Source organism: Nitrospirillum goiasense, assembly GCF_034427435.1.
Classification (GTDB): domain Bacteria; phylum Pseudomonadota; class Alphaproteobacteria; order Azospirillales; family Azospirillaceae; genus Nitrospirillum.
This window is the reverse complement of the sequence record NZ_JAXQNP010000003.1, coordinates 1,062,281-1,087,050: the sequence shown is the minus strand read 5'-3', so window position 1 is coordinate 1,087,050 and position 24,770 is coordinate 1,062,281. Positions and strand designations below refer to the sequence as shown.

The 24,770-nt window shown below is 68.6% G+C and carries 16 protein-coding genes; 5 read left to right on the top strand and 11 right to left on the bottom strand.

The features are described from left to right. Positions 1-24: 24 nt before the first annotated feature. Positions 25-1,785 (bottom strand): ABC transporter permease, encoded by a 1,761-nt coding sequence (locus ULB03_RS19180; protein WP_322484698.1) that lies wholly within the window; start codon positions 1,783-1,785, stop codon positions 25-27. Between the two features lie 57 nt (positions 1,786-1,842). Continuing rightward, the gene (locus ULB03_RS19175) at positions 1,843-2,088 is read right to left on the bottom strand and encodes a hypothetical protein (protein WP_322484697.1); all 246 of its coding nucleotides are present in this window, start codon (positions 2,086-2,088) and stop codon (positions 1,843-1,845) included. A gap of 748 nt (positions 2,089-2,836) precedes the next feature. Here ULB03_RS19175 and ULB03_RS19170 point away from each other — a divergent pair. From ULB03_RS19170 to ULB03_RS19160, 3 genes are read left to right on the top strand one after another with little or no spacing between them, the layout of a single operon-like run. After that, on the top strand, positions 2,837-4,243 hold the full coding sequence (locus tag ULB03_RS19170) for an efflux RND transporter periplasmic adaptor subunit (protein WP_322484696.1): 1,407 nt from the start codon (positions 2,837-2,839) through the stop codon (positions 4,241-4,243). Beyond that, the gene (locus ULB03_RS19165; protein ID WP_322484695.1) at positions 4,240-7,455 is read left to right on the top strand and encodes an efflux RND transporter permease subunit; all 3,216 of its coding nucleotides are present in this window, start codon (positions 4,240-4,242) and stop codon (positions 7,453-7,455) included. The genes ULB03_RS19170 and ULB03_RS19165 overlap by 4 nt, the downstream gene beginning before the upstream one ends. 13 nt (positions 7,456-7,468) lie before the next feature. Next, positions 7,469-10,579 carry an efflux RND transporter permease subunit gene (locus ULB03_RS19160; RefSeq protein ID WP_322484694.1) on the top strand — a complete coding sequence of 1,037 codons (3,111 nt, stop codon included), beginning with the start codon at positions 7,469-7,471 and terminating at the stop codon, positions 10,577-10,579. Positions 10,580-10,683: 104 nt separating this feature from the next. On the opposite strand, the gene ULB03_RS19155 is transcribed toward ULB03_RS19160, so the two are convergent. Beyond that, positions 10,684-11,697: an FkbM family methyltransferase gene (locus ULB03_RS19155; protein ID WP_322484693.1), complete on the bottom strand. Its 1,014-nt coding sequence runs from the start codon at positions 11,695-11,697 to the stop codon at positions 10,684-10,686. Positions 11,698-11,899: 202 nt separating this feature from the next. Between ULB03_RS19155 and ULB03_RS19150 the strand changes: the two genes are divergently transcribed. Further along, entirely contained in the window at positions 11,900-12,571 is a 672-nt protein-coding gene (locus ULB03_RS19150; RefSeq protein ID WP_322484692.1) for a response regulator transcription factor, read from the top strand. Positions 12,572-12,620: 49 nt separating this feature from the next. Continuing rightward, the gene (locus ULB03_RS19145) at positions 12,621-13,988 is read left to right on the top strand and encodes a sensor histidine kinase (RefSeq protein ID WP_322484691.1); all 1,368 of its coding nucleotides are present in this window, start codon (positions 12,621-12,623) and stop codon (positions 13,986-13,988) included. A 15-nt stretch (positions 13,989-14,003) separates the two neighbouring features. Here ULB03_RS19145 and ULB03_RS19140 read toward each other — a convergent pair whose 3' ends face one another. The 8 genes from ULB03_RS19140 to ULB03_RS19105 all read right to left on the bottom strand — a co-directional run bounded on the left by ULB03_RS19140 (position 14,004) and on the right by ULB03_RS19105 (position 24,686). Next, complete coding sequence (locus ULB03_RS19140) at positions 14,004-14,351, bottom strand: hypothetical protein (RefSeq protein WP_322484690.1); 348 nt, start codon at positions 14,349-14,351, stop codon at positions 14,004-14,006. Between the two features lie 80 nt (positions 14,352-14,431). Then, positions 14,432-15,646: an acyltransferase family protein gene (locus ULB03_RS19135; RefSeq protein ID WP_322484689.1), complete on the bottom strand. Its 1,215-nt coding sequence runs from the start codon at positions 15,644-15,646 to the stop codon at positions 14,432-14,434. Continuing rightward, positions 15,639-17,165 carry an efflux transporter outer membrane subunit gene (locus ULB03_RS19130; protein ID WP_322484688.1) on the bottom strand — a complete coding sequence of 509 codons (1,527 nt, stop codon included), beginning with the start codon at positions 17,163-17,165 and terminating at the stop codon, positions 15,639-15,641. The genes ULB03_RS19135 and ULB03_RS19130 overlap by 8 nt, the downstream gene beginning before the upstream one ends. Before the next feature lie 255 nt (positions 17,166-17,420). Then, positions 17,421-18,065 carry a TetR/AcrR family transcriptional regulator gene (locus tag ULB03_RS19125; protein WP_322484687.1) on the bottom strand — a complete coding sequence of 215 codons (645 nt, stop codon included), beginning with the start codon at positions 18,063-18,065 and terminating at the stop codon, positions 17,421-17,423. 33 nt (positions 18,066-18,098) lie between these two features. Continuing rightward, positions 18,099-19,625: an efflux transporter outer membrane subunit gene (locus ULB03_RS19120; RefSeq protein WP_322484686.1), complete on the bottom strand. Its 1,527-nt coding sequence runs from the start codon at positions 19,623-19,625 to the stop codon at positions 18,099-18,101. 5 nt (positions 19,626-19,630) lie between these two features. Continuing rightward, entirely contained in the window at positions 19,631-21,238 is a 1,608-nt protein-coding gene (locus ULB03_RS19115; RefSeq protein WP_416211159.1) for a DHA2 family efflux MFS transporter permease subunit, read from the bottom strand. Between the two features lie 10 nt (positions 21,239-21,248). Then, complete coding sequence (locus tag ULB03_RS19110) at positions 21,249-22,313, bottom strand: HlyD family secretion protein (RefSeq protein WP_322484685.1); 1,065 nt, start codon at positions 22,311-22,313, stop codon at positions 21,249-21,251. Positions 22,314-22,613: 300 nt separating this feature from the next. Beyond that, on the bottom strand, positions 22,614-24,686 hold the full coding sequence (locus ULB03_RS19105; RefSeq protein ID WP_322484684.1) for a S46 family peptidase: 2,073 nt from the start codon (positions 24,684-24,686) through the stop codon (positions 22,614-22,616). Positions 24,687-24,770 lie beyond the last annotated feature (84 nt).

Sequence of the window (24,770 nt, the reverse complement as noted above, 5' to 3'; positions counted from 1 at the left end):
ATTTCGGTCTCCTTTCCCGTGTCCTCAGGACACACGCAGGCGGCGTTCGGCGTACCCGTAGAGCGGGCGCCAGACCAGGCGGTTGAACAGCACGACGAAGCAGACCATGACGACGTTGCCCAGCACCAGGCGGGGGAAATCGGCATCGGTCGTCATCTGGGCGATGTAGGCGCCCAGGCCGCGGGCCTGCACATGGGTGTCACCCCAGGACACGGCCTCGGCCACGATGCTGGCGTTCCAGGCGCCGCCGCTGGCGGTGATGGCGCCCGTGACCAGGTGGGGGAAGACACCCGGCAGCAAAGCGTCGCGCCACTTGCGCCAGCCGCGCAGGCGCAGGTTGGCGATGACGTCGCGCAGGTCCACGGGGTAGGCCTGCGCCCCGGCCACGACATTGAACAGGATGTACCACTGCGTGCCCAGGATCATCAGCGGCGACAGCCAGATGTCCGGGTTCAGGGTCCAGTGCACGATGACGGCGACCGCGACGGGGAAGAACAGGTTGGACGGGAAGGCGGCCAGGAACTGGGCCAGCGGCTGCACGATGGCCGCCAGGCGCGGCCGCATGCCGACCATCACCCCGACCGGAACCCAGAAGATGGCGGCCAGGACGATCAGCACGATCACGCGGACCATGGTGGCGAGCCCCAGCAGCACCACGTGGCCGACATCGCCCCAGGTGACGCCCGTGGCCATGAAGCGGATGCCGTCCACGGCGACGTAGATCGCCATGGCGGCCAGCGCCCCCTGCCACACGTAATCGCCGATCTTGATGGCGCGGGGGCTGAGCCGGGCCGCCGGCAGCTTGAGCTTGGGCAGGGCCGGGAGGCGCCAGCGCAGGGTGGCGCGCGCGGCCCCGCCAGCCGGCCGGCCCAGCGCGCGGAACAGGGCGGACCGCTCCACCATGGTCAGCACCCAGGAGGTCGGGCGCTGCTCCGCCTGGACGGTGTCGGCGCGGAACCGGTCCGCCCAGGCCACCAGCGGCCGGAACAGCAGCTGATCATAGAGGATGATGACGCCCAGCATGGTCAGGATGACCCAGCCGATGGCGGTCAGGTCACGCTGTTCGATGGCCAGCGCCAGATAGGCGCCGACCCCTGGCAGAGTGATGGTGGTGCTGCCCACGGTCACCGCCTCCGCCGCCACCACGAAGAACCAGCCGCCGGACATGCTCATCATCATGTTCCAGACCAGGCCGGGAATGGCGAAGGGCACCTCCAGCCGCCAGAAGCGCTGCCAGGTGGAGAAATGATAGCCCGTGCACACCTCTTCCAGGTCGGACGGCACCGTCCGCAGCGACTGGTAAAAGCTGAACGTCATGTTCCAGGCCTGGCTGGTGAAGATGGCGAAGATGGACGCCATCTCCGCCCCCACCACTTGGCCGGGGAACAGGCCCAGGAAGAAGGTGACCGTGAAGGACAGGTAGGTCAGCACCGGCACGGACTGCAGGATGTCCAACGCCGGGATGAGGATCTGCCCGGCCCGCTGGCTTTTCACCGCCAGCGGCGCGTAGACCAGGGTGAACAGCAGCGACGCGCCCAACGCCGCCATCATGCGCAGCGTGGTGCGCAGGGCGTAATAGGGCAGGGTCCAGGGGTCCAGCGTGATGGGGGTGCGTTCCAGCTGCGACAGCGGCTGCGCCACCTCATGCCCGCCGAAGACCATGAGGGCCAGCAGGCCCAGGACCAGGGGCAGCGCCACCATGTCCCAGCGGGACGGCGCCAGGCGGGCCAGCGGGCTGGGGGAGCCCAACCCGTCACGGCCGCCGTGGAGGACGTGCATGGTCATCAGCCAATCCCCCCTTCGCCGGTGGTGTCGGAAAAGGCTACGGGAATCGAACGCCGGTCAGAAGGCGTGCCGCGTTCGGCCCTCCGACGGTGCGTCGTTGGCCGCGACGTCGTTGGCCGCCACCGGGCGGCGCATCAGCATCCAGCCCATGACGGGACGACCGACGGCATCCTGCCGCCACACCAGCGTGAGGCCATGGCCGGAGTGCGCCGCGCGTTGCGCCTGCGCGGCCCGGGGCCCCGCCGCCATGACGGCGGCCATGGAATCGGTCCCGGTGGAAAAACGGGTCTTGTTGAGGGCCATTGCTGCCTCCGTCACGCGGCCGGTGCCCGGCGGGGACGAGGTGAAGGATGGGGGCGGCGGCGCCCCCGTCTCAGCAAGGGATCCGACGCGCCCACCCACACCCCTGTCCCGGCTGGCGGTCTGAAGCGCCCAGTCGCGCCGGATGGGTCCGGCCAAACGGGTCCGCGCCGCTCTCACTAGGTCGAGGGTTCATTCTCAGGGTGGCTATCTGTGGGGTTGACGGCGTGCCGCCCGTCATCCGGAACCAGAAGTTCCAAACGGCGGAGGACAACCGACGGCCCGCCAATAAACCGGGTGGGGGACCTGCGTCAACCCCAAACAAAAGCGCAATTTGCCGCAATGCAAAAACTTCTGTCCGTGCAGGACGGCGACGGCCCCCGTTGGGTGCCCCAGTTTGAGTGCAGGTTGGGGCCCGGTTTGGCGCCATGCGCCGATTGGCGCGGGGGACGACGGACCGTGGATGCCATAAAACGGTCATGCGCGGCCAGGGGGACCCGGCGGCACGCGCCGGGGCAACCACTTGGCGGAACGGCCAAAGCGGACCGGACCCGGCGGGCGCAAGCGGTGCTGACGCCCGTGGTTTTTCAGGGTAAGAGGAAGCGCGAAACACCGGGCGGGGCAGTCGGGTACGGGCCATTCCCTATCTCACCGGCCATAGCCATCCATACAATAGACGGGACAACAGGATCTCAGGCTGGCCGGCGTATAAACCCCGGTTCTAGAGATCATCGGGAAGGTTGGGATTTCGATGCGACGCAGTGTTTGGGTGTCTGCCCTGGTCGTGGTGCTGCTGGGGGGTGGCGCGTGGTGGGTGATGCACAAGAAGCCGGGCAGCCAGGATGCGCGGGGGGCCATGGGTGGCCCGCCCCCGGGCGGCCCCATGGGCGGACCGCCGGGTGGTCCTGGCGGACGTCGCGGCGGCTTTTCCATTCCCACGGTGGCGGTGACGCCCGTGGTCCTGGCCGACATGCCGGTCTATCTGGACGGCCTGGGCACGGTGCAGGCGCTGAACACGGTCACGGTCAGAACCCGCATCGGCGGCCAGCTGACCAAGGTGTCCTTCACTGAAGGACAGACCGTGAAGGCCGGCGACGTCCTGGCCGTGGTCGATCCGCGCCTGTACCAGGCGGCCTACGACCAGGCCGTGGCCAAGGTGGCGCAGGACCAGGCGCAGCTGGCCAACGCCCGCCTGGACCTGGAGCGCTATCGCGCCCTGGCGGCGGAGAAGTATGGCACGCAGCAGACCTACGACACCCAGAAGGCCACCGTCGCCCAGTATGAGGCGACCCTGAAGTACGACCAGGCGGCCGTCGAGACCGCCCGTACCAACCTGGACTGGACCGTCACCAAGGCCCCCATCGATGGCCGCACCGGCCTGCGCCTGGTCGACGTGGGCAACATCGTCAGTTCCAGCGACAGCACCGGCCTGGTGATCATCACCCAGATGCAGCCCATCGCCGGCACCTTCACCCTGCCGCAGCAGCAGCTGGACGTGATCAACAGCCACCTGGCCAAGGGCGAGACGCTGAGCGTGCTGGCCGTCAATTCCGATGGCCACCAACTGGACAAGGGCACGCTGACCACCCTGGACAACCAGGTGGACACCACCACCGGCACCATCAAGCTGAAGGCCACCTTCCCCAACAAGGACAACCGCCTGTGGCCGGGCGGCTTCGTCAACATGCGCCTGCTGCTGGAGGTGAAGCCCAAGCTGGCGGTGGTGCCGGCGTCCGCCATCCAGCACGGCCCCAACGGCACCTTCGTCTACATCGTCAACGACGACAACACCGTCACCCCGCGCCTGGTCACCGTCACCTTGAACGAGGGCGACAAGTCCGCCCTGTCCGACGGCGTGAAGGTGGGCGAGCGCGTGGTGGTGAACGGCCAAGACCGCCTGCAGGATGGCGCCAAGATCAACATCGCCGGTCCGACCCCGGCGGCCGGCGCCCCCGCTGCGGCCGGCGAACATCGCCGTCACCAGGGCGGCAACGGCCCGGCCGGTCCCGAGGGGGAGCATCACCGCCGCCGCAACCAGGGCGGCCAGCCGGGCACCGACCCGGCGCAGGGCGCGCCCAACGCCAACCAACCCGCCAATGGCCAACCCGCCAATGGCCAGCCTGCATCAGGAAACAGCCTGGGCGGTCAGCCGCGATGAACGTTTCCGCCCCCTTCATCGCCCGGCCGATCGCCACCACGCTGCTGGCGATCGGCATCGTGCTGGTGGGCGTCCTGGGCTATCAGGCCCTGCCGGTGTCATCCCTGCCGGAAGTGGACTTCCCCGTCATCCAGGTCACCACCCAGTTGCCGGGCGCCAGCGCCGACACCACGTCCACGCTGATCACCGCCTCGCTGGAACGCCAGTTGGGCCAGATTCCCGGTCTGGACGTCATGACGTCGATCTCCAGCTTCGGCGTGTCCAACATCACGCTGCAGTTCGGCCTGGGCCACAACATCGATGACGCGGCGCAGGACGTGCAGGCGGCCATCAACGCTGCGGGCAGCACCCTGCCCAAGACGCTGCCCTATCCGCCCACCTACGCCAAGGTGAACCCGGCCGATCCGCCCATCCTGTCGCTGGCGCTGACGTCCGAAACCCTGCCCATCGCCACCCTGTCCGACACGGCCGACAGCCTGCTGGCGCAAAAGCTAAGCCAGGTGTCCGGCGTGGGCCGCGTGACGGTGCAGGGCAACCAGCGCCCTGCCGTACGCATCCAGATCCAGCCGGAGCGGCTGGCCGCGTACAGCCTGAGCATGGAGGATATCCGCACCGCCCTGGGCAAGGCCAATGTGAACCAGGCCAAGGGCAGCTTCGACGGCGCCGCCCAGGCCTACACCATCACCGCCAACGACCAGATCGAAAAGGCGGAGGCCTATGCCGATGTCATCGTCACCTACAAGAACGGCGCCCCCGTCCATCTGAAGGACGTGGGCGTGGTGACCCGGGGCCTGGAAAACGCCCGCGTGGGCGCCTGGTTCAACGGCAAGCAGGGCGTGCTGCTGGACATCCAGCGCCAGCCCGGCGCCAACATCGTGGAGACGGCCGACCGGCTGAAGTCCAAGCTGAAGGAGCTTCAGGCCGCCCTGCCCGCCGGTATCAAGCTGACCATCGTCGCCGACCGCACCGAGACCATCCGCGCCTCCGTCCGCGACGTGCAGCAGACCCTGGTGCTGACCACCGTGCTGGTCGTGCTGGTCATCCTGGCCTTCCTGCGGTCCGGCCGCGCCACCATCATCCCGGCCGTGGCCCTGCCCCTGTCCCTGATCGTCACCTTCGGCGTCATGGCGCTGTGCGGCTTCAGCCTGGACAACCTGTCACTCATGGCCTTGACCATCGGCACCGGCTTCGTCGTCGACGACGCCATCGTCATGATCGAGAACGTCATCCGCTACATCGAGGCGGGGGAGGCCCCCCTGCCCGCCGCCTACAAGGGCGCCAAGCAGATCGGCTTCACCGTCATCTCGCTGACGGTGTCGCTGGTCGCGGTGTTCATCCCCCTGCTGTTCATGAGCGGCATCATCGGCCGCCTGTTCCGCGAATTCTCGCTGACCCTGACCATCGCCGTCGTCGCGTCCGCCGTGGTGTCGCTGACCGTCACGCCCATGATGTGCGGCCGGTTGCTGCGCAGCCACGCCGCGGAGCAGGCCGCCCACCAGCGCCGCTCGCGCTGGGCGCGCTATTCGCCCCTGGAATGGACGGAGGCCGGCTTCAACTGGATGCTGAAGCTGTACGGACGCACCCTGGCGGTCGTCATGCGCTTCCAGTTCCTGACGCTGCTGGTGGCCATCGGCACCCTGGTCCTGACCGTCGTGCTGTACATGTGGATGCCCAAGGGCTTCCTGCCCAGCCAGGACACCGGCATCCTGGCCATCACGGTGGACGGCGACCAGGACAGTTCCTTCGCGTCCATGCGCCGCCTGCAGCAGCAGGTGGCCGACATCGTGGCGCAAGACCCCGACGTGGTGTCGGTGACCAGCTTCGCCGGCGCCAGCACCGTGAACCCCACCCCCAACACCGCCCACCTGTCCGTGGGCCTGAAGCCGCGGGACGAACGCGCGGACGGCGCCGACGCTATCGCCGTGCGCCTGAGCCACAAGCTGTCGGGCGTGCAGGGCGAGGTCTACGTCCAGTCGGTGCAGGACATCCAGATCGGCGCCCGCGCCAGCCGCACCCAGTATCAGTACACCCTGGCCGACGCCGACGGCGTGGAGCTGGCGGAATGGGCGCCCAAGCTGGTGGCCAAGCTGCGCAGCCTGCCCCAGTTCCGCGACGTGGCCAGCGACCAGCAGACCAACGGCCGCCAGGTGGTGCTGAACATCGACCGGGACCTGGCCTCGCGCCTGGGCGTCAGCATCCAGAGCATCGACGACGTGCTGTACGACGCCTTCGGACAGCGCCAGATCTCCACCATCTACGCCCAGATGAACCAGTACCGTGTGGTGCTGGAGGTGCCGGACAAGCTGCAAACCAATCCGGAGGCGCTGGGCCGCCTGTACGTGCCCAGCACCGGCGGGCCAGTGGCGGTGAACGCGGTGGCGCAGAGCACCCAGGTCACCACCAACACCCAGGTTCCGCTGAGCTCGCTGGTGCGGATCGAAACCACCAGCGCGCCCCTGACGGTGAACCACCAGGCGCAGTTCCCGGCCCTGACCGTCACCTTCAACCTGGCGGAGGGCCAGTCGCTGGGCGACGCGGTGGACGCCGTGACCAAGGCGGAACAGGACATCGGCATGCCGGACACGGTGACCGGCTCCTTCGCCGGCGAGGCGGCGGAGTTCCAGACCTCCATCGCCAGCGAGCCGTGGCTGATCGCCGCCGCCGTGGTCACCATCTACATCGTGCTGGGCGTGCTGTATGAAAGCGTGATCCACCCGGTGACCATCCTGTCGACCCTGCCGTCGGCCGGCATCGGCGCCCTGCTGGCCCTGTGGCTGACCGGCAACGACCTGTCGCTGGTGGCCCTGATCGGCATCGTGCTGCTGATGGGCATCGTGAAAAAGAACGCGATCATGATGATCGACTTCGCCATCGAGGCGGAGCGGGTGGAGGGCAAGTCCGCCCACGACTCGATCGTCGAGGCCTGCCTGCTGCGCTTCCGGCCCATCATGATGACCACCATGGCGGCGCTGCTGGGTGCCCTGCCCCTGGCGCTGGAGCATGGCACGGGGTCGGAGCTGCGGCGCCCCCTGGGCATCACCATCGTCGGCGGCCTGATCCTGTCGCAGTTGCTGACCCTGTACACCACCCCGGTGATCTACCTGTACATGGAGCGGCTGCGCGCCTGGGTGGCACGCCGCACTGGCGGCGACCGGACGGAAGACGTGCCCCCGCCCAACGCCCCGCCGTCCCTGACGGGCCTGGCGGAGTGAGGGTGGCCATCCCATGAGCATTTCCGAACCCTTCATCCGCCGGCCCATCGGCACGGCCCTGCTGGCGCTGGGCCTGGCGCTGGTGGGGGCGGTGGCCTACGCCTTCCTGCCAGTGGCGTCACTGCCCAACACCGACCTGCCCATCATCTTCGTCCAGGCCCGGGAATCGGGGGCCGACCCCGTGACCATGGCCGCCACGGTGACCGCCCCGCTGGAGCGGCACCTGGGCGAGATCGCGGGCGTGAACGAGATGACCTCGTCCACGTCGCTGGGCGTCAGCACCATCATCCTGCAGTTCGACGTCAACCGCCCGGTCTCGGACGCCGCGCGGGACGTGCAGGCCGCCATCAGCGCGGCGGCCACGGACCTGCCCTCCGGCCTGACCAGCCAGCCCATCTTCCGCAAGGCCAACCCCAACGGCCGGCCGATCATGACGCTGGCGCTGACGTCCAAGACCCTGACCAACCAGGCCATCTTCGACGCCGCCGACGGCATCCTGGCCCAGCGGCTGTCGCAGATCGAAGGCGTGGCCCAGGCCTCGGCCGCCGGTGGCGAGAAATCCGCCATCCGGGTCCAGGTGGACGTGAACGCCCTGGCCGCGCGCAAGATCAGCCTGGCCGACATCAGCACCGCCATCACCAACGCCAACGTCAGCCAGCCCGTGGGCACCATGGACGGCGAAGACACGCTGATGACGGTGACCACCAACGACACCATGCTGAAGGCGCAGGACTATCGCGACCTGGTGGTGCGCACCGCCAGCGGCACCGTCTTCCGCCTGGGCGACGTGGCCACGGTGCTGAACAGCTCGGAAAACATCCGCCAGGCGGGGTGGTTCGGCACCCAGCCGGCCGTCCTGGTGTCGGTTCTGAAGCAGCCGGGCGCCAACGTCATCAAGACGGTGGACCTGATCAAGGCCAACCTGGGCCAGATCCAGAAATGGCTGCCGCCGGGCATCGAGATCAACGTCGTCAACGACCAGACCGCCACCATCCGCGCCAGCGTGGACGACGTGCAGGTCACCATGCTGATTTCCATCGGCCTGGTCATCCTGGTGGTGGGCCTGTTCCTGCGCCGCCTGGCGCCCACCCTGGCCGCCGCCACCGCCGTGCCCCTGTCGCTGGCCGGCACCTTCGCCGTCATGTGGCTGCTGGACTACAGCATGGACAACCTGTCGCTGATGGCCCTGACCATCAGCGTGGGCTTCGTGGTGGACGACGCCATCGTCATGATCGAGAACGCCGTCCGCCATCGTGAGATGGGGAAACCACCCCTGCGGGCCGCCTTGGACGGCGCGCGCGAGATCGGCTTCACCATCGTGTCCATGACCCTGTCGCTGGTGGCCGTGTTCGTGCCCATCATCTTCATGGGCGGGCTGGCGGGCCGGCTGTTCCACGAATTCGCCATGACGCTGACGGCGGCCATCCTGGTGTCGGGCATCGTGTCGGTGACCCTGACGCCCATGATGTGCGCGCGCTTCATCGACCATGCCCGGGAGCGCAAGGCCAACTGGGCCGACCGCTGGGTGGGCCGGCCGCTGGACGCCGCCACCAACCTGTACATGAAGGGCCTGGGCTGGGTGATGCGCCACAGGACCATCATGCTGTTCGTGGCGGTGGGCACCATCTTCGGCACCTTCTACCTGTACGGCGTGGTGCCCAAGGGCGGCTTCCCGCAGCAGGACACGGGTCTGTTGCGCGGCAGCGTGCGCGCCTCCGCCGACACCTCGTTCCAGACCATGCAGCGCCGCATGCAGGAGGTGGTGAAGATCATCGCCGACGATCCGGCGGTCGCGGCCATCGGCGGCACCACCGGCGGCGGTGGCGGCGGCCCGGGCAGCAGCAGCGCCAACACCGGCAGCATGACCATCTCGCTGAAGCCCCGCAATGAGCGGGATGCCACCGCCGACCAGGTCATCGCCCGCCTGCGGCCCAAGTTCGCCAAGCTGGAAGCCTTGCAGGTCTTCCTGCAGGCCGAGCAGGACCTACGGTTCGGCGGCCGCAGCAGCGACTCGCAGTTCCAGGTGTCGTTGCTGAGCGACAACCTGGACGACCTCTATGAATGGGTGCCCAAGCTGGTGGCCCGGCTGAAGGAGCTGCCCGACTACTTCCAGGACGTCAGTTCCGACCAGGACAAGGCCGGCCTGGACGCCAAGGTGGTGATCGACCGCGACCTGGCCTCGCGCATGGCCCTGACGCCGTCGGACGTGGACGCCGCCCTGGGCAACGCCTTCAGCCAGAAGCAGGTCAGCACCCTGTACGGCGTGCGCAACCAGTACCATGTCGTGCTGGAGGCCACGCCCAACGAGCAGACGGGGCCGGAGGACCTGGTGCGCATCTACGTGAAGTCGGTGGCGGGTATGGTACCGCTGTCGACCTTCGCCAAGGTCAAGGTGCAGGAATCCCCCCTGTCGGTGAACCATGAGGGGCAGTACCCCTCCTCCACCCTCAGCTTCAACCTGGCCGATGGCGTGGCCCAGGTGGACGCGCTGGCCCGGGCGCAGCAAGCGGTGACGGAACTGGCCATGCCCGCCTCGATGCGGGTGGAGGTGGGCGGCATCGCCCGCATCTTCCAACAGCAGAACCAGGGGCAACCCCTGCTGATCGTGGCGGCGCTGGTGACCATCTACATCGTGCTGGGTATGCTGTATGAAAGCTGGGTCCAGCCCATCACCATCCTGTCCACCCTGCCCTCCGCCGGCATCGGCGCCATCCTGGCGCTGATGGTCACGGGATATGAGCTGTCGATGATTTCCTTCATCGGCATCATCCTGCTGATGGGTATCGTGAAGAAGAACGCCATCATGCTGGTGGACTTCGCCCTGGCGGCGGAACGCATCCGCGGCCTGTCGGCCCAGGAGGCCATCGTGGAAGCATGCCGCGAACGTTTCCGCCCCATCACCATGACCACCCTGACCGCCCTGCTGGGCGCCGTGCCGCTGGCCATCGGCGGCGGCACGGGCGCCGAGATCCGCCAACCGTTGGGGGTGGCCATCGTGGGCGGCCTGCTGGTGTCGCAGTTCATCACCCTGTACACCACGCCGGTGATCTACCTGGCCCTGCGGCCCAGGAAGGCGAAGATGTCCCGCCTGCACGCTGCCATGGCGGGGGTTGAGCGAAGCTGAACCCCGTCCCGGAAAGACACCATCCAGCACCCGAAACAAGGGCCCGCCGAGTCGCCTCGGCGGGCCCTTGTCCTATCCGGGGTCCCACGCGGGAATGAATCAGGTCAGGAAGCGACCAGGGACCAGTCGTCCGGTTCCCACAGGGCGCCGCTGTCGATCTCAGCGTCACCCTGGAACAGCAGGGCGTCCGGCGTGTCGCCACTGGCGTGATAGCCGTGGAGCGCCAGGGTCGCGGCCAAATCCGTGCCCCAGCTCTTCGCCCCGCGACGGTCGACCAGGATCAGCCGGGGCCGTAGCGCCCGTGGCGCGGCCTGCAGGAAAGAGATGACCGCCAGGTCGGCACCGGCCTTCATGCCCAGGCGCAGCACATCCAGCCGCCCGAGGCCGGCCGCGCGCACCAGATCCAGCAAGGGCCGGGCCCGCACCAGGGCAGGTGGCGGAGCATCCCAGCCCGAGGGTGCCGCCACGGGCTTGCGCTTCCCCGCCGCCAGGACCAGCCCGTCACAGGCCGGGCCGACAGCGTCGTCCACCAGCGTGACGGCGGCCGTCACCGCGTTCAGGGACAGGTTGACCGCCAGCCGGTCGCGGGTGGCGGCGTTGGGCTCCACCGCCAGCACGCGGCCGCGCGGCCCCAAATGGCGCGCGGCGGCCAAGGCGTGCAGGCCGGTGCCGGCGCCGACATCGACAAAGACACCATCCAGCGGAAGGGCGGCGGCGATCCGGGCGCGGGCCTGCGCCGCCGTCTGGCGGGGCAGCGCCAAGACATGACGGTCGTCGGCATGGTCGCGGACATGCAGGCGCCACCGCATCCCATCCACCGTCACATCGATGACGGCGCCATAGAGCCAAGGCACCACCGTGCGCACCACCGGTCCCAGCAGCACCCCGGCGACCCGTCCCAAGCCGTTGGCCGGCAGGGCGGCGCTGAGTGCCATCAGCAGGGCCGGCAGGCCAGCGGGGCGGTGGTGGCCGAAGCCGTGATCCGCCTGCTGGGGCTGGGTCCGGTGGTCCATCACCGGTGTTCCGGCGGCGGCCCCGGATGTCATGCCGCAGGCGGACGAGGACGCCCACGGAGCGGCGGAAGAGTCGGGCATCAGGGCGGCGGTCAGGACGGTCATGATGGTCGGCACCCAGGTTGATCAGCGCGTGGCAACGATGGCACAGTCAAGCTGACGCCGTGCTGACGGGGATATCAGCGTCCTCAACCCCGCCCTGCCTGGGAAAATCCCCCGGGGAACGACAGGCCGCGGCCGCTAGCGCGTATAGGTACATCTGCCGCCCATAGTGGGTGTGCCGAGGACTTGGGTTGGAACTTGGCCGATGCGGCTTCTGTTGGTTGAGGATGAACGGGACCTGCGGACCCTGACCGCCGAGCATCTGTCGCGAATTGGCTTCACCGTCGATGCTTGCGGCAGCCTGGCCGAGGCCGAGGACCATATCTCCACCGCCGATTACGATGCCCTGGTGCTGGACCGCCGCCTGCCGGATGGTGACGGCATCAGCCTGGTGCGGCGACTGCGCGGCGGCCGGCGCAAGATTCCCATCCTGATGCTGACGGCGCGGTCCACCCTGGATGACCGGATCGAGGGACTGGACGCCGGGGCCGATGATTACCTGGTGAAGCCCTTCGACATGGGGGAGCTGGGGGCCCGGCTGCGGGCCTTGCTGCGCCGGCCGGGCGGCGTGATCGGCGTGGTGCTGGAATGCGGGAACCTCTCTTTCGACAGCGCCGCCCGCTGCGCCGCCGTGGCGGACGCGCCCCTGGCCCTGACCGCCCGTGAAGTGGCCCTGCTGGAGGTGCTGCTGCGCAAGGTGGACCAGGTGGTGACCAAGGCCCACATCGACAGCGCCCTGTACGGCTTCGGCAACGAGGCGACCGACAACGCCGTGGAGGCGCTGGTGTCCCGCCTGCGCCGCAAGCTGGTCGCGGCTGAGGCCACGGCCGCCATTATCACCATGCGGGGACTGGGCTATATGATGAGCGCATCGTGAGCCCGTCCCCTTCCCCGCCCTTTCCCCCCTTGCCCCGGATCTCTTCCTGATGGTCGCCACCCTGGCGCAGATTTGGCGGCACCGGTCCCTGCAAGGCCGCCTGGCCTGGCGGCTGGGCCTGCTGTTCCTGGCGTCGGTCGCCGTGGCGATCCTGCCCCTGGTCGTGCGGCTGGAAGAGGCGGGCGGCGTCGTGCAGCGCAAGGTGTTGCGCGGCCAGGCCAACGAACTGATGGCCGCCTTCAATCACGGCGGCCTGTCGCTGGACCGCCTGCCGCCGGATCTGGCCAACCGTTACGCCCTGGAAGAGGACGGCGTCATCTACGCCGTCTGGGACCAGCATGGGCGGCTGCTGAACCAGTCGCTGCCCCGCGCCGCCAGCACCCTGCGCGAGGCGCTGAACCAAACGGACACCGAATATTTCTTCCGCCCGCCGGGGGAGCCGGAGCGTTATGGCCTGGGCACCCCCATCAAGCTGGGCGACCGGACCGTGACGCTGGCGGTGGCGCAGTCGCCCACCGCCGACCAGAAGATCATCAACGGCCTGCTGGATGAATTCGTCCGCGACATCCTGCTGTTCGGCATTCCGGTGGCCCTGATCGCCGCCGCCATCGGCGTGTGGACCATCCGCAGCAGCCTGACCCCCATCCAGGAAGTGTCGGAGGAGGCGGCGGCCATTGGCCTGGACCGGCTGGACCACCGCCTGGACGGCAAGAACCTGCCCAGCGAGGTCCTGCCCCTGGTGGACGCGTTCAACACGGCGCTGGCCCGGCTGGAGGGCAGCTTCCGCCACCACCGCCGCTTCATCGCCGACGCCGCCCACCAGTTGCGCACCCCCCTGGCCGTGGTGCAGGCGCGCCTGGAAAGCGGGGAGGCCGACATGGCCGCCGTGCGCGCGGACGTGCGCCGCCTGTCGCGCCTAGTGGCGCAGTTGCTGTCGCTGTCGCGCCTGTCCGGCACCCCCCTGCCCCGCACCGACCGCGTCATGGCGGGAGAGCTGACGGCGGGCGAGCTGGTGACCCTGGCACCCTTCATCCGGTCCCTGGGAAAATCCATCGAGCTGGAGGTGGTGGAGGACTTCCCCCTGGTGTGCAACACCGGCGCCGTGGCGGAGGCGTTGCGCAACCTGGTGGAAAACGCCGTCGCCTATGGCCCGGCCGGCGGAATGGTGGAGGTGCGGGTGGGTCCCGGCCCCATCCTGTCCGTCGCCGACCGGGGCCCGGGATTGCAGGGCGAGGACCCCCTGACCCTGGCGGAGCCCTTCGTCCGCGGCGCCGCCGGCGCCGGCATCACCGGCTCAGGCCTGGGCTTGGCCATCGCCATGGAAATCATGCGCCAGCACGGCGGCCGTCTGGCCGCCCGCGACCGCCACGGTGGCGGGGCCCTGTTCAGTCTTTGTTTTGAGGACAAGGCGGCCTGAAGCACCGTCGGGTCGTCAGCGAATTTTCCGCTGGCGGAGTTCCGCCATATCCAGGGCGATGGTGCGCTGTGTCTCGCCCGGCGCGTCGCTGACCACCAAGTCACCCGAAAGGCGCAAGCCGCCGTCGGGTAAGCCTGACGTTTCCACCACCAGGAAATCCTGAAGCTCCGCCGGGTCCAAGGCGGCGGATCCCAGTTGAATTCCGCCTTCGATCCCGGTTTGCCAGGAGGCGTCGTTATCGATGCTGAGGGACCAGCCCATGGGCAGGTGCGGCAGGGCGCGGATCCCCCCACCGGCCACATGGATGTGAAAGGCGACAATCCGCTCCCCTGGCTTCAGGCCCAGGGAATCGACAGATACCACCACGCGCTCTCCCGCTTGCGTCCCGCCAGCCAATAACGCGAGCGCCACCGTAAGACCCAGCCCCGTTTTGCGCATGCGCCTCACACCTTCAGGAAGATCCGGCGGCGGTACAGCGCCTCCAGGAGGGCCCACCAAAGGGCGACGAACAGGATGGCGTAGGCCAGGGATGCCGCCTTTTCCGGCAGCAAGGGATAGAACACCGCCTCGTAGATCACGTCCTGCAGCGGGGCGATGCGGTGGTCCCAGGGCAGGGTGATGACACCACCGATGACGATGGCCAGCAGTTCGGACCCAACATAGGCCAGGATGGGGTTCAGCCCAAACACCAGGGCGGGGCGGGTCCAATGGCGCCAGCCCCGCACCTCCACCACCCAAAGCAATGCCGCCAGGCACAGGCAGGCCATGCCGGCGGTCAGCGCCACGAAAGAGCTGGTCCACAGGTTCTTGTTGATGGGGAAGAGCAGGTCCCAAACCTCCCCCAGCAGGACGCCCGCCACACCCGCCACGATGAGCCCCCGGATGCGCGTCGGCAGCGGCAGGGGCCGGGCCAGCCAGCGACTCGCCTGGACACCCAACAGCGCGGTGGCGATGGCCGGCAGGGTGGACAGGGCGCCCTCGGGATCCCAGGTGTGGGCGGCCGCCCACAGGTGATTGCCCAGGGGCCCCCAATCGAACAAGGCCCGGTCCACCGCCGCCGCCACGGTGGCGCCGGGATGGGCCAGCGCCGCCAGGCCGGTGGCCCCGGTGCCCGGCACCGGCACGCCGGTCATCACCGCCCAATAGCCCAGCAGCAGCACGACGACCAGCGCCCCTTGGCCCCGCACGCCGAGCCGCAGGCACAGCAGGCCGGCCGCGACATGGCAGAGGGCGATGCGCTGCAAGACACCCGGTATCCGCCACGACAGAAGTTGCGCCAGCGCGCGGTGGGCCAGCGGGCCGTGCCCCGACACGGCGTAACCGGGAAACCAGGCGATGAATAGGCCAAGGCCGAACAGGATCAGCCCGCGGCGCAGGATCCGGCGCACAAGGACGCCGTCCCCCTCCCCCTGCGCCCGCCGCCGGGTCAGCGACAGGTGGGTGGTGATGCCCACCATGAACAGAAAGAAGGGGAAGACCAGGTCGGTGGGCGTCCAGCCGTGCCATTTGGCATGGCGCAACGGCCAATAGATATCGGACCAGGTTCCCGGATCGTTGACCAGCAGCATCAAGGCCACAGTCAGCCCCCGGAACACGTCCAGGGAGAGGAGGCGCTCAGGCAGGACGACGGCCGGGAAGGCCGCCCGTGCCTCAGCCACCGGCCTTGACCGGGGCGGTGTCGGCCTGGGCTTCCGTCTGTTCCACCGACCAGCCGCCGCCCAGCACCCGGTACAGGGTGACGATGGACGTCAGGTAATTCAGGCGGCTCTGCACCAGGGTGTCCTGGGCGCTGAACAGGGTACGCTGGGCCGTCAGCACGCTGACCATGTCGGCGGTGCCCCGCTGGAACTGGCCGGTGGTGCCGCGCAACGCCTCATCGGCGGAGGCGGTGGCCTTTTCCTGGGCGGCGCGGATGTCGCGGGTGTACTTCACCCCCGCCAGCGCATCCTCGACATCGGCGAAGGCGGTGACGACGGCCTTCTGATAGTCGGCCGCCAATTCCTCGACCTTGGCGCGCTGCACGTCGGATTGGGCCTGGAGGTTACCGGCGTCGAACACCGTCTGGGTCAGCGACGTTCCCAGGGACCACAGCTTGCTGGCCGGATTGAACAGGTCACCCAGCGATTCGTTCTGATAGCCATAGCTGCCGGTCAGGCTGAGGCTGGGGTATTGCTGCGCGATGACATTGCGCAGGGTGGCGTTGGCCGCGATCAACTGCGCCTCGGCCGAGGCGACGTCGGGACGGCGAACCAGCAGGGTGGAGGGCAGATTGGGCGCCACCTCGGGCTCCGCCAGGCCGTTGAGGGTGGTGCCCTCGATCTTCAGCTGTTCCGGCAGCAGGCCGACCAGGATGGCCAGGGCATCGATCTGCTGCGCCAGGCTTTGTTCATATTGCGGAATGGCGGCACGCTCCGCCTCCACCACGTTGACCTGGTTGGCGACGTCCACGGCGGTGGCGGTGCCGGCGCGGGCGCGCGCCTGGATGCCGCGCAGCACGTCCTCCGCATCCTTCAGGGACTGCCGGGCCAGGGTCAGCCGGTCCTTGTAAGCCAAGGCCTGGAAATAATCGGTGGCCACCGAGGCGATGGCCGTCATCAGCACGGTCTGCTTGTCGTAACGGCTGTAGTTCAGACTGGCCTTGGCCGATTCAAGGGCGGAACGGTTCTTGCCCCAGAAATCCAGCTCGTAACTGGCCGACAGCTTGGCGGAATAATTGCTGCTGATGTTGTTGCGGGAGATGAAGTTGCCGTTGCTGACGGTGGTGGTGCCGCCGCCCGTCTCGCTGCGGGTGCGGCCGGCGCTGGCCGACACCGTGGGGAACAAGGCGGAGCGCTGTTCGATCACCGTGCCCTCGGCCTGGCGGATGCGGGCCATGGCGGCGCGCACGTCGAAATTGTTGGACGCCACGCGGGCGATCAGGCTGTCCAGCTCCGGCGAATTGAACCGCTTCCACCAGTCGGCGGCGATTTCGCTGCGCAGGGCCGCATCCTTCGCGGCATCGCCCGTCACCGTCTCGCGATACGCCGTCGGTTGCGGCGTCTCGGGCCGTTCATAGTCGGGCCCCACGGTGCAGGCCGTCAGCGCGCCAGCCATCGCGCAGGCCAGCAGGGCCGGCCGGGCCGCGGACGAAAGCAGGGCGGATGAAAGCGGGAAGCGGAACGACCGGGGGCGCAGCATCGCGGGACGTTATCCAGGAAGGGAGGCCAGACGGAAACGCGGAATGGGAAGGGAACCCGGCGCCCTTCTTTTCATACCGGAAGCCCCCTGTCACGGACGAACTGGACCCGTGCCCGATTGGCGGGGCAGCGGACGGCGGAAGTGGACCGCCACCGGCACCCGGCCGCCCGATGGTACGGGCAGACAGGCGTCAACCTGTCGGGAAAAATGACGCGGCCGCCGGATCTTTCCCGGGAGCAGCGGCGGAGGGGGACCTCACCTCTTGCTGATGCCGGCGATAATGGTGTCCAGCATCACGTCCAGGTCGGCGTGCATGTCCAGCGTCCCATCCAACAGGGTCCACCGCATCACCAGCCCGTGCTTCAACCCCGACAGTATCCAGCCCACGCGCTCCACATCCGTGTCGGGCGACACCTCGCCCGCGGCGATGCCTTCGCGTATCAGGGTGCAATAGATGCGGTGGGGCCGTTGCAGGCGTTCCACCAGCAGGCGGCGCATGTCCGGGCTGTCGGCCAGCACCCCGCGCATAAAGATCAGGGACGACAGGGCGGGGATGCTCTCCGTCAGGCGCAGCCAGGTGTGCATGACCGCGCGCAGGCGGGTCATGGGACTGCCGGCGCCGTTCAGCGCTTCCTGCACCGGGGGGGCGATGCGCTGGGACAGGTCGTCCAGCAGCGCGTCCCACATCGCGTGCTTGGTCGGAAAATGGCGGAACAGCGAGCCCTGGGCCATGCCGATGCGGCGGGCGATGGCCGTGGTCGTGGTGCCGGCGGGCCCCACCTCGTGCAGCAGTTCCAGCGCGGCCTTGATGATTTCCGCCCGGCGGGTATCGCCGGCCTTGCGCTGGCGTCCCACAGGGCGTCCCGTGGGGCGTCCCTCACCAGGGGAGTCCGTCACCATGCCTTGCCACCCCACGTCATCGCCGCGCCCGCCTCACGCCGGCGGGTTGCCGGCGCCCCCACGGGAACCGGCCGGGGCGGTGTCGGCGATGGCGGTTTCACCCGCCGCCGTTTCACCAGCCTGCCAACCGCCGCCGAGCGCCTTGTAAAGGGCGATGGTCTGCTGCACCAGGGCATAGTCGCTCTGCGCCACCGCGTCCTTGGACGTCGCCAGGGTGCGGTCCGCGTCCAGCACGCTCAGGAAGTCGGCCAGGCCGGCGCGGTACTGCGACCGGGCGCGATCCTGGGCCCGCTGCGCCGCGTCCAAGGCGCGGTGCAGCGTCTCGTTCCGCTGGCGTTCATTGGTGTAGGCGACCAGGGCGTCCTCCACCTCCTGGAAGGCGGTCAGCACCGTCTTGCGATAGGTCAGCCGGGCCTGCTCCGCCTGGGCTTCGGCATCCTTGACGCCGGCCTTCAGGCGCCCGCCATCGAAGAGGGTGCCGCTGACGGTGGGGCCGACGCTCCAGCCGAAGCTGTCGCCCTGGAGCAGCTTGCCCAGGTCCGGGTTCAGGAAGCCGCCGATGAGGCCCAGCGACACCTTGGGGAAGCGCGCCGCCTCCTTCACGCCGATCTCGGCGTTGGTGGCGGCCATGGTGCGCTCCGCCGCGCGGATATCGGGACGCGCGCGCACCACCTCGGACGGCAGGCTGGCCGGCAGCGCCGGCGGCAGCGGCACCTCCGGCCCAGCCGTGGTCAGCAGACCGTCCACGTCGGCCGGCGTGCGGCCCGTGAGGGTGGCGATGGCGTGGGCCCGCTGCGCCGCCTGCGTCGCCAGCGTCGGCAGCACCGCCTTCTGCTGTTCCAGCTGGCCGTCGGCCTCGGCCAACTGCAGTTCCGTCGCCAGGCCCACCTTGTACTTGGCGGCGGTCAGGTCGCGGGTTTCCTGCGACAGGCGCACATTCTCATTGGCGATGGCCGTGCGCGCCTGAAGCGAGCGCAGCGCGGCGTAATCGGTCCCCAGTTCCGCCAGCATGGACATGACCATGGAACGGCGGTTCTCGATACCGGCCTCGACGTTGGCGTCGGCGGCCTCGATGCTGCGCCGGGTGCCGCCGAACAGGTCCAGCTCCCACGAGGCGTCGAAGCCCGCCAGGAAAATGTTGCTGGTGCCACCCAGCGACCCCACCGCCCCCGGGGGCAGGCGATTGCGCATGGCCGTCGTCTCGCCCTTCACGCTGGGGTACTGCGCGGCCGCCGCCTGCTGGCGCTGGGCCCGGGCGGACAGGATGCGCTGTTCCGCGACCTTCAGGTCCAGGTTGCCGGTAACCACGTCGGCGACCAGCTTGTCCAGGGTGGGATCGTGGAATTCCGTCCACCAATGGGCCAGAACCGTGGGGTCGGCGCTGGCCTGAATCTTCATCGCCGACTGGGTGGTCGTGGCGCTCCAGGTCGCGGGCGCATCGGCCTTGGGCGGCTGGTAATCGGGCCCCAGAGTGCAGGCGGCGGTCAGCGCCAAGGCGGCCGTGGCGGCCAGCAGCCGGGCCCGGCGGGGGAAAGCGGCGAAGGGAGTGGTAGCGGACATCGGGGTCACTCCGCGGCGGCGGCCTTGGGCGCCGCCCTGGTGGATTTCATGAAAAAGGCCAGGGGCACGACGCACAGGGCAACGACGCCGGAGATGCGGAAGACATCGACGTAGCCCAGGATGGCCGACTGGCGGAGCAGGGTGCGGTACATGCCGCCCAGCGCCGAGGATTGCAGTTGCGACGGGGTCAGCCCTTGGCTGGCCAAACCATCCATCCAGGCCTGCTTGGTCATCTGATAGCCCACACTGAGGTCGGTCAGATGCTCCGCCAGATAGGCCTGGTGCACCTGGGACCGTTGGGTCAGGTAGGCCGTGACCAAGGCGATGCCGATACTGCCCCCCAGGTTGCGCGCCATGGAATAGAGGGCGGCCGCGTCGCCGTTCATCTCGCGGGGAACGCTGGCGAAGGCCACCGTGCTGATGGGGATCATCAACAGCGCCGTGCCGAAGGTCTGCGCCATGCGCATGCTCATCAGCGTCAGGAAGTCCACCTGCGGTGAGATGGTCGCCGTATAGAACATGGCGATCCCCAGCAGGAAAAAGCCGGCCGCCACGATGAACCGCGCCTGGAACTTCTTCAGCAGTACCCGGGTGATGATGGGGATCATGATCAGGATCATGAAGCCGCCGGGCGACAGGATCATGCCGGCCCAGGTGGCGGTGTAACCCAGCTGCGATTGCGCCAACTGCGGGATCAGCACGGCGCTGCCGTACAGCGTGGCGGCCATGATGCTGATGAACAGGGTGCCGATGGCGAAATCCTTGTTCTTCCAGACCCGCAGGTTGACGATGGGGTCCGGCCGGTCCAGCAGCCAGACGACGGCGCCCACCAGGCCCAGCACGGCGCCCACGCCGAAGGCCTGGATGAAGCCGCTGGAGAACCAGTCCTCCTGCTCGCCCCGGTCCAGCACGATCTGCAGGCAGGCGAAGCCGGCGGCGATCAGCGACAGGCCGATCACGTCGATGTTGCGCTTGCCCTTGGCAGCACCGGCCTTGGCCCAGGGCGGATCCTCCACCACCGCCGAGATGGCGAAGGTGGCGAGGATGCCCACCGGCACATTGATCAGGAACACCCAGCGCCAGCTGAAATTGTCCGTGATCCAGCCGCCCAGCGTCGGCCCCATGATGGGGGCGGCGATGATGGCGACGGCGGTGACGCCGAAAGCGGTGGCGCGTTTCGACGGCTCGAACGTGTCCAGCAGGATGGATTGCTGGTTGGGCTGCAGGCCGCCACCGAAGAAGCCCTGGAACAGGCGGAAGACGATCAGTTCCGGCAGCGAGGTCGACAGCCCGCACAGCAGCGACGACACCGTGAACATGACGATGGACAGCAGGAAGTAGTTCTTGCGCCCCATCATGCGGCCCAGCCAGCCGGACACGGGCAGCACGATACCGTTGGCCACCAGATAGGAGGTCAGCGTCCAGGTGCTTTCATCCGTGCCCACCGACAGGCTGCCGGCGATGTGCGGCAGGGCCACGTTGATGATGGTGGTGTCCAGCACCTCCATGAAGGTGGCGACGGTCACCACCATGGCGACGAGATAAGGGTTGTGCCGGGGGCGCCAGGTCGACGCCCCGTGATCAGCCTCGGGAGGGGGAAGTCCTTCGCTCACCGGCCGCCCCTTAGTTCAGGTGGACGGTGGGTTCAGCCGACAGCCCCAGCGGCAGCGGATGGTCGGCGGGCAGGCCGCCGGTCACCTTGATCTTGACCGGCAGGCGCTGGACGATCTTCACGAAGTTGCCGGTGGCGTTCTCGGTGGGGAAGGCGGTGAAGCGCGAGCCGGTGCCCATCTGGAAGCTGTCGATGGCGCCCGTCAGCTTGAGGTCGGGGAAGGCGTCCAGCTCGATATCCACCGACTGGCCCACGCGCATGTGCTTCAGCTGGTTTTCCTTGAAGTTGGCGACCACCCACACCTCCGGCGTCACCAGGGTCAGGGCCGACTGCGAGACCTGCAGGTAGTTGCCCTTTTCCACCGCGCGCTTGGTCACCCAGCCATCCTGGGGCGCCACGATGGTGGTGTAGGACAGGTTCAATTCAGCCTGGGCCAGTTCCGCCTCCGCCGCAGCCACCTGGGCCTCCAGCTGCTTCACCTGGCTGGCGGCGACCTCGATGTTGCGCGGGGCCTGCTCAGCCGCGCGCAGCTTGGCATCGGCATCGGCCAACTGCGCCTGGGCGGTGCGGAAGGCCGCCTGGGCGGCGTCGATTTGCGACTTGGTGGTGGCGCGAACGTCGATTTCCGTCTGGCGCGCCAGGTCCGACTTGGCCCGGACCAGCGTGGCCTCGGCCTGGGCGCGGGCGGCGCGGGCCTGGTCCAGCTGCGCCGGATAGGTGACCTGGGCGATCTCCAGGTTGGTCTGGGCCTGCGCCAGCTGCGCCTGCGCCAGCTTCAGCTGCGCGGCGTCGCGATCGCGGGTGTTCTGATAGTCGCGGGGGTCGATGCGGAACAGCAGGTCACCCGCCTTGACCTTCTGGTTGTCCTGCACCGCCAGCTCGACGACCAGGCCGGAGACCTTGGGCGCCACCGTCACCACCCGACCCTCGGTGAAGGCGTCATCGGTCGATTCCTTGCCGCGCCCACCAAGCCAGAGGACAACGCCGCCGACCACGATGACGGCCAGCACACCAAGGCCGATGACACGGGGCAGGACGGAACGCTTGGGCGGAAGGGCGGAGGGCGTGCTGGTCATGATGGTCCTTTGGTCCCTGATCGTTGAGGCCGGCCGGGCTATCCCGACCAGGCTTTTCCAAGGGGCGAGCGGCTTGGCCCGGCGGAGCCGGTCAAGGAATGGAGGGTGAGGGGAAGGTGCCGCGGAAACGCGGCGGCATGGAAATCTTTTGCAAGCAAGTTATTGCTTATCACACTTAACAGCGCCTAATGAGGATGGCGCAGATCTGGAATGCGACAAGCGGCAAATGCGTTTTTCCCCGCCCGAGTCGCAAATCCGCGCAACTTTACGTCATTCGTCGGGGCCCGCCGATGGCCGCCGTCACAGGCCCAGCTCTCGGCTCAGGCGGGTGGTGCCATAGATGGTGGCCAGCGCCTCCTTCACCGCCCCGACCGACACCCAGACGGCGCGGTTGGTCGCCTCATCAAAGCCAAAGTCGCCGCCCAGGGACTGGCTGTTGCCGTCGAAGATGATCCCCACGAGTTGCCCCTCGGTGTTGACGACGGGCGAGCCGGAATTGCCGCGCACGATGTCGTTGGTGCTGACCATGTTCAGCTTGCGCAACGGGTCCACCGCGCTCCGGGCGCGCAGCCAGGATGGGGGCAGGGCCAAGGGCTTGGCCCCCGTGGCCCTGCCGTAGGCCTCGCCCATGGTGGTGTAGTAGCGCACGGGATGACCGTTCTCCTCATAGCCTTTGACGATGCCGTAGGAGATGCGCGGCGAGAAGGTGGCATCCGGATAGGCGTCGGTTCCCTTGGCGGCGAAAAGGACCTGGGCGATGACGCCAGCGTTGCGCCGCTCCACCGCCTCGACATTCACTTCCACATCCCGGCGGATGGCCAGCGCCTGCTTGTCCACCTCCTGGGCGAAACGGATCAGGGGATCGCGGCTGTTCTTGATGGCCTCGATCCCGCCAGACAGCAGGCGCCTGCGCTCGGCGGGGTCGGCCAGGCGGGTGCGGTCCACCAGGTCGCTGGCCATCCTATCGGCCGTCTGCGCGCCCAACACATCGCGCACCAGGGGATCGTCGGGGCCCAGCACCCGGCGCAACTGCACCAGCCAGGCGCGCAGCAGCACCTTTTCCAGGTCGGCGGAGACGGGCGTGTTGGCCAGCAGGCGCTGGCGGGTGAAGGGGAAGCCCGCCTCGGTGAACTCCTGGAAGCGCTTGATGTCGGGCAGCTGGCGCTGTTCCGCCGCGCGCACCAACAGACGGGCATAGGCGAACAGGTCGGACTGCGGCCCCCGCCCCTCCTCCACCACCTCCATGCGGTCGGCGACGGCGCGATAGTGGGCCACGGCCTGGGCGATGGCGGTCCAGGGATCACCGAAACGCTGCTGGAACTGGGGATCGGCCGCCACCTTGGCCCGCAGGTCGTTCTCCGCGCGCCGGCGGCTGTCGATCAGGCCGGGGTTGACCAGGGCGCGGAACTGGCCCAGGCGCGCCTTATAGGCGTTTTCCACCGCGAACAGCTTGGCGAAGGCCACGCGGGCATGCTCCGCACCCTCGGCCGAGAATTGCAGCAGCAGGCCGCGCAACTCCGCCAGATAGACCAGGGACTCCGGCAGCACGACATCCCGGTCGTATTCCAACTCCGCCACCGTATCCAGGCGCTCCGTCGTGCCGGGGTTGCCGGAGGTGAAGACCAAGTCACCCTCCCGCGCCTCCCGGGGGGCGTAGGCGAAATAGGTGGCCTGGGTGTTCAGCGGCGCGCCGGTGCCGTCGTAGACACGCAGGAAGGCGACATCCAGGTCGTAGCGGGGAAATTCGAAATTGTCCGGGTCGCCACCGAAGAAGGCGATGTCCTCCTCCGGCGCGAACACCAGGCGCACGTCCTGGTAACGGCGATACTTGTACACGTCGTAGACGCCGCCCCGGTACAGCTCCACCACGTCGCAACGGATGGCCTCATCCCCGCCGGCGCAGTCACGCTGCAGCTTGGCCAGCACTTCCCGCAGGGCGCGGCCATAGTCCATGCCCTCGCGCCCCGCCACCGCCTCCCTCACCTGGGGGGTGACGTCGGTGATGCCCAGCAACTGGTTGGCCTCCACGTCCGGGCATTTCACCTCATCCTCCAGCCGGGCGGCGTAAAAGCCCTCCTGGACCAGGTCGCGGGCGGCGGAGGACAATTGCTGCAGGCAATCCCGGGCGCAGTGGTGGTTGGTCTGCACCAACCCGGTGGGGGAAACGAAGGCGGCGGAACATCCCCGGGGAAGGCGCAGCGATGCCATGCGCAGATGGTCCAGCCATTGCGGGCTGGGTTCGAAACCATACGTCTCCTGGATTTTGGCGGCGGGGAAATGGTTGAAGGTCCACATGCCTTCGTCGGCGCGGGCTGCGGCGAACGCCATGAACAGGCCACCGCCCAGCGCGGCCGCCAGAAGCCCCAAACGCATCATCCCGTCCCTCGAATGCCGTTCCCAGTTCTTGCGCCCCGACCTCCCGATCCGGGTGGAACAAGCGTCAGCATACCGCCAATG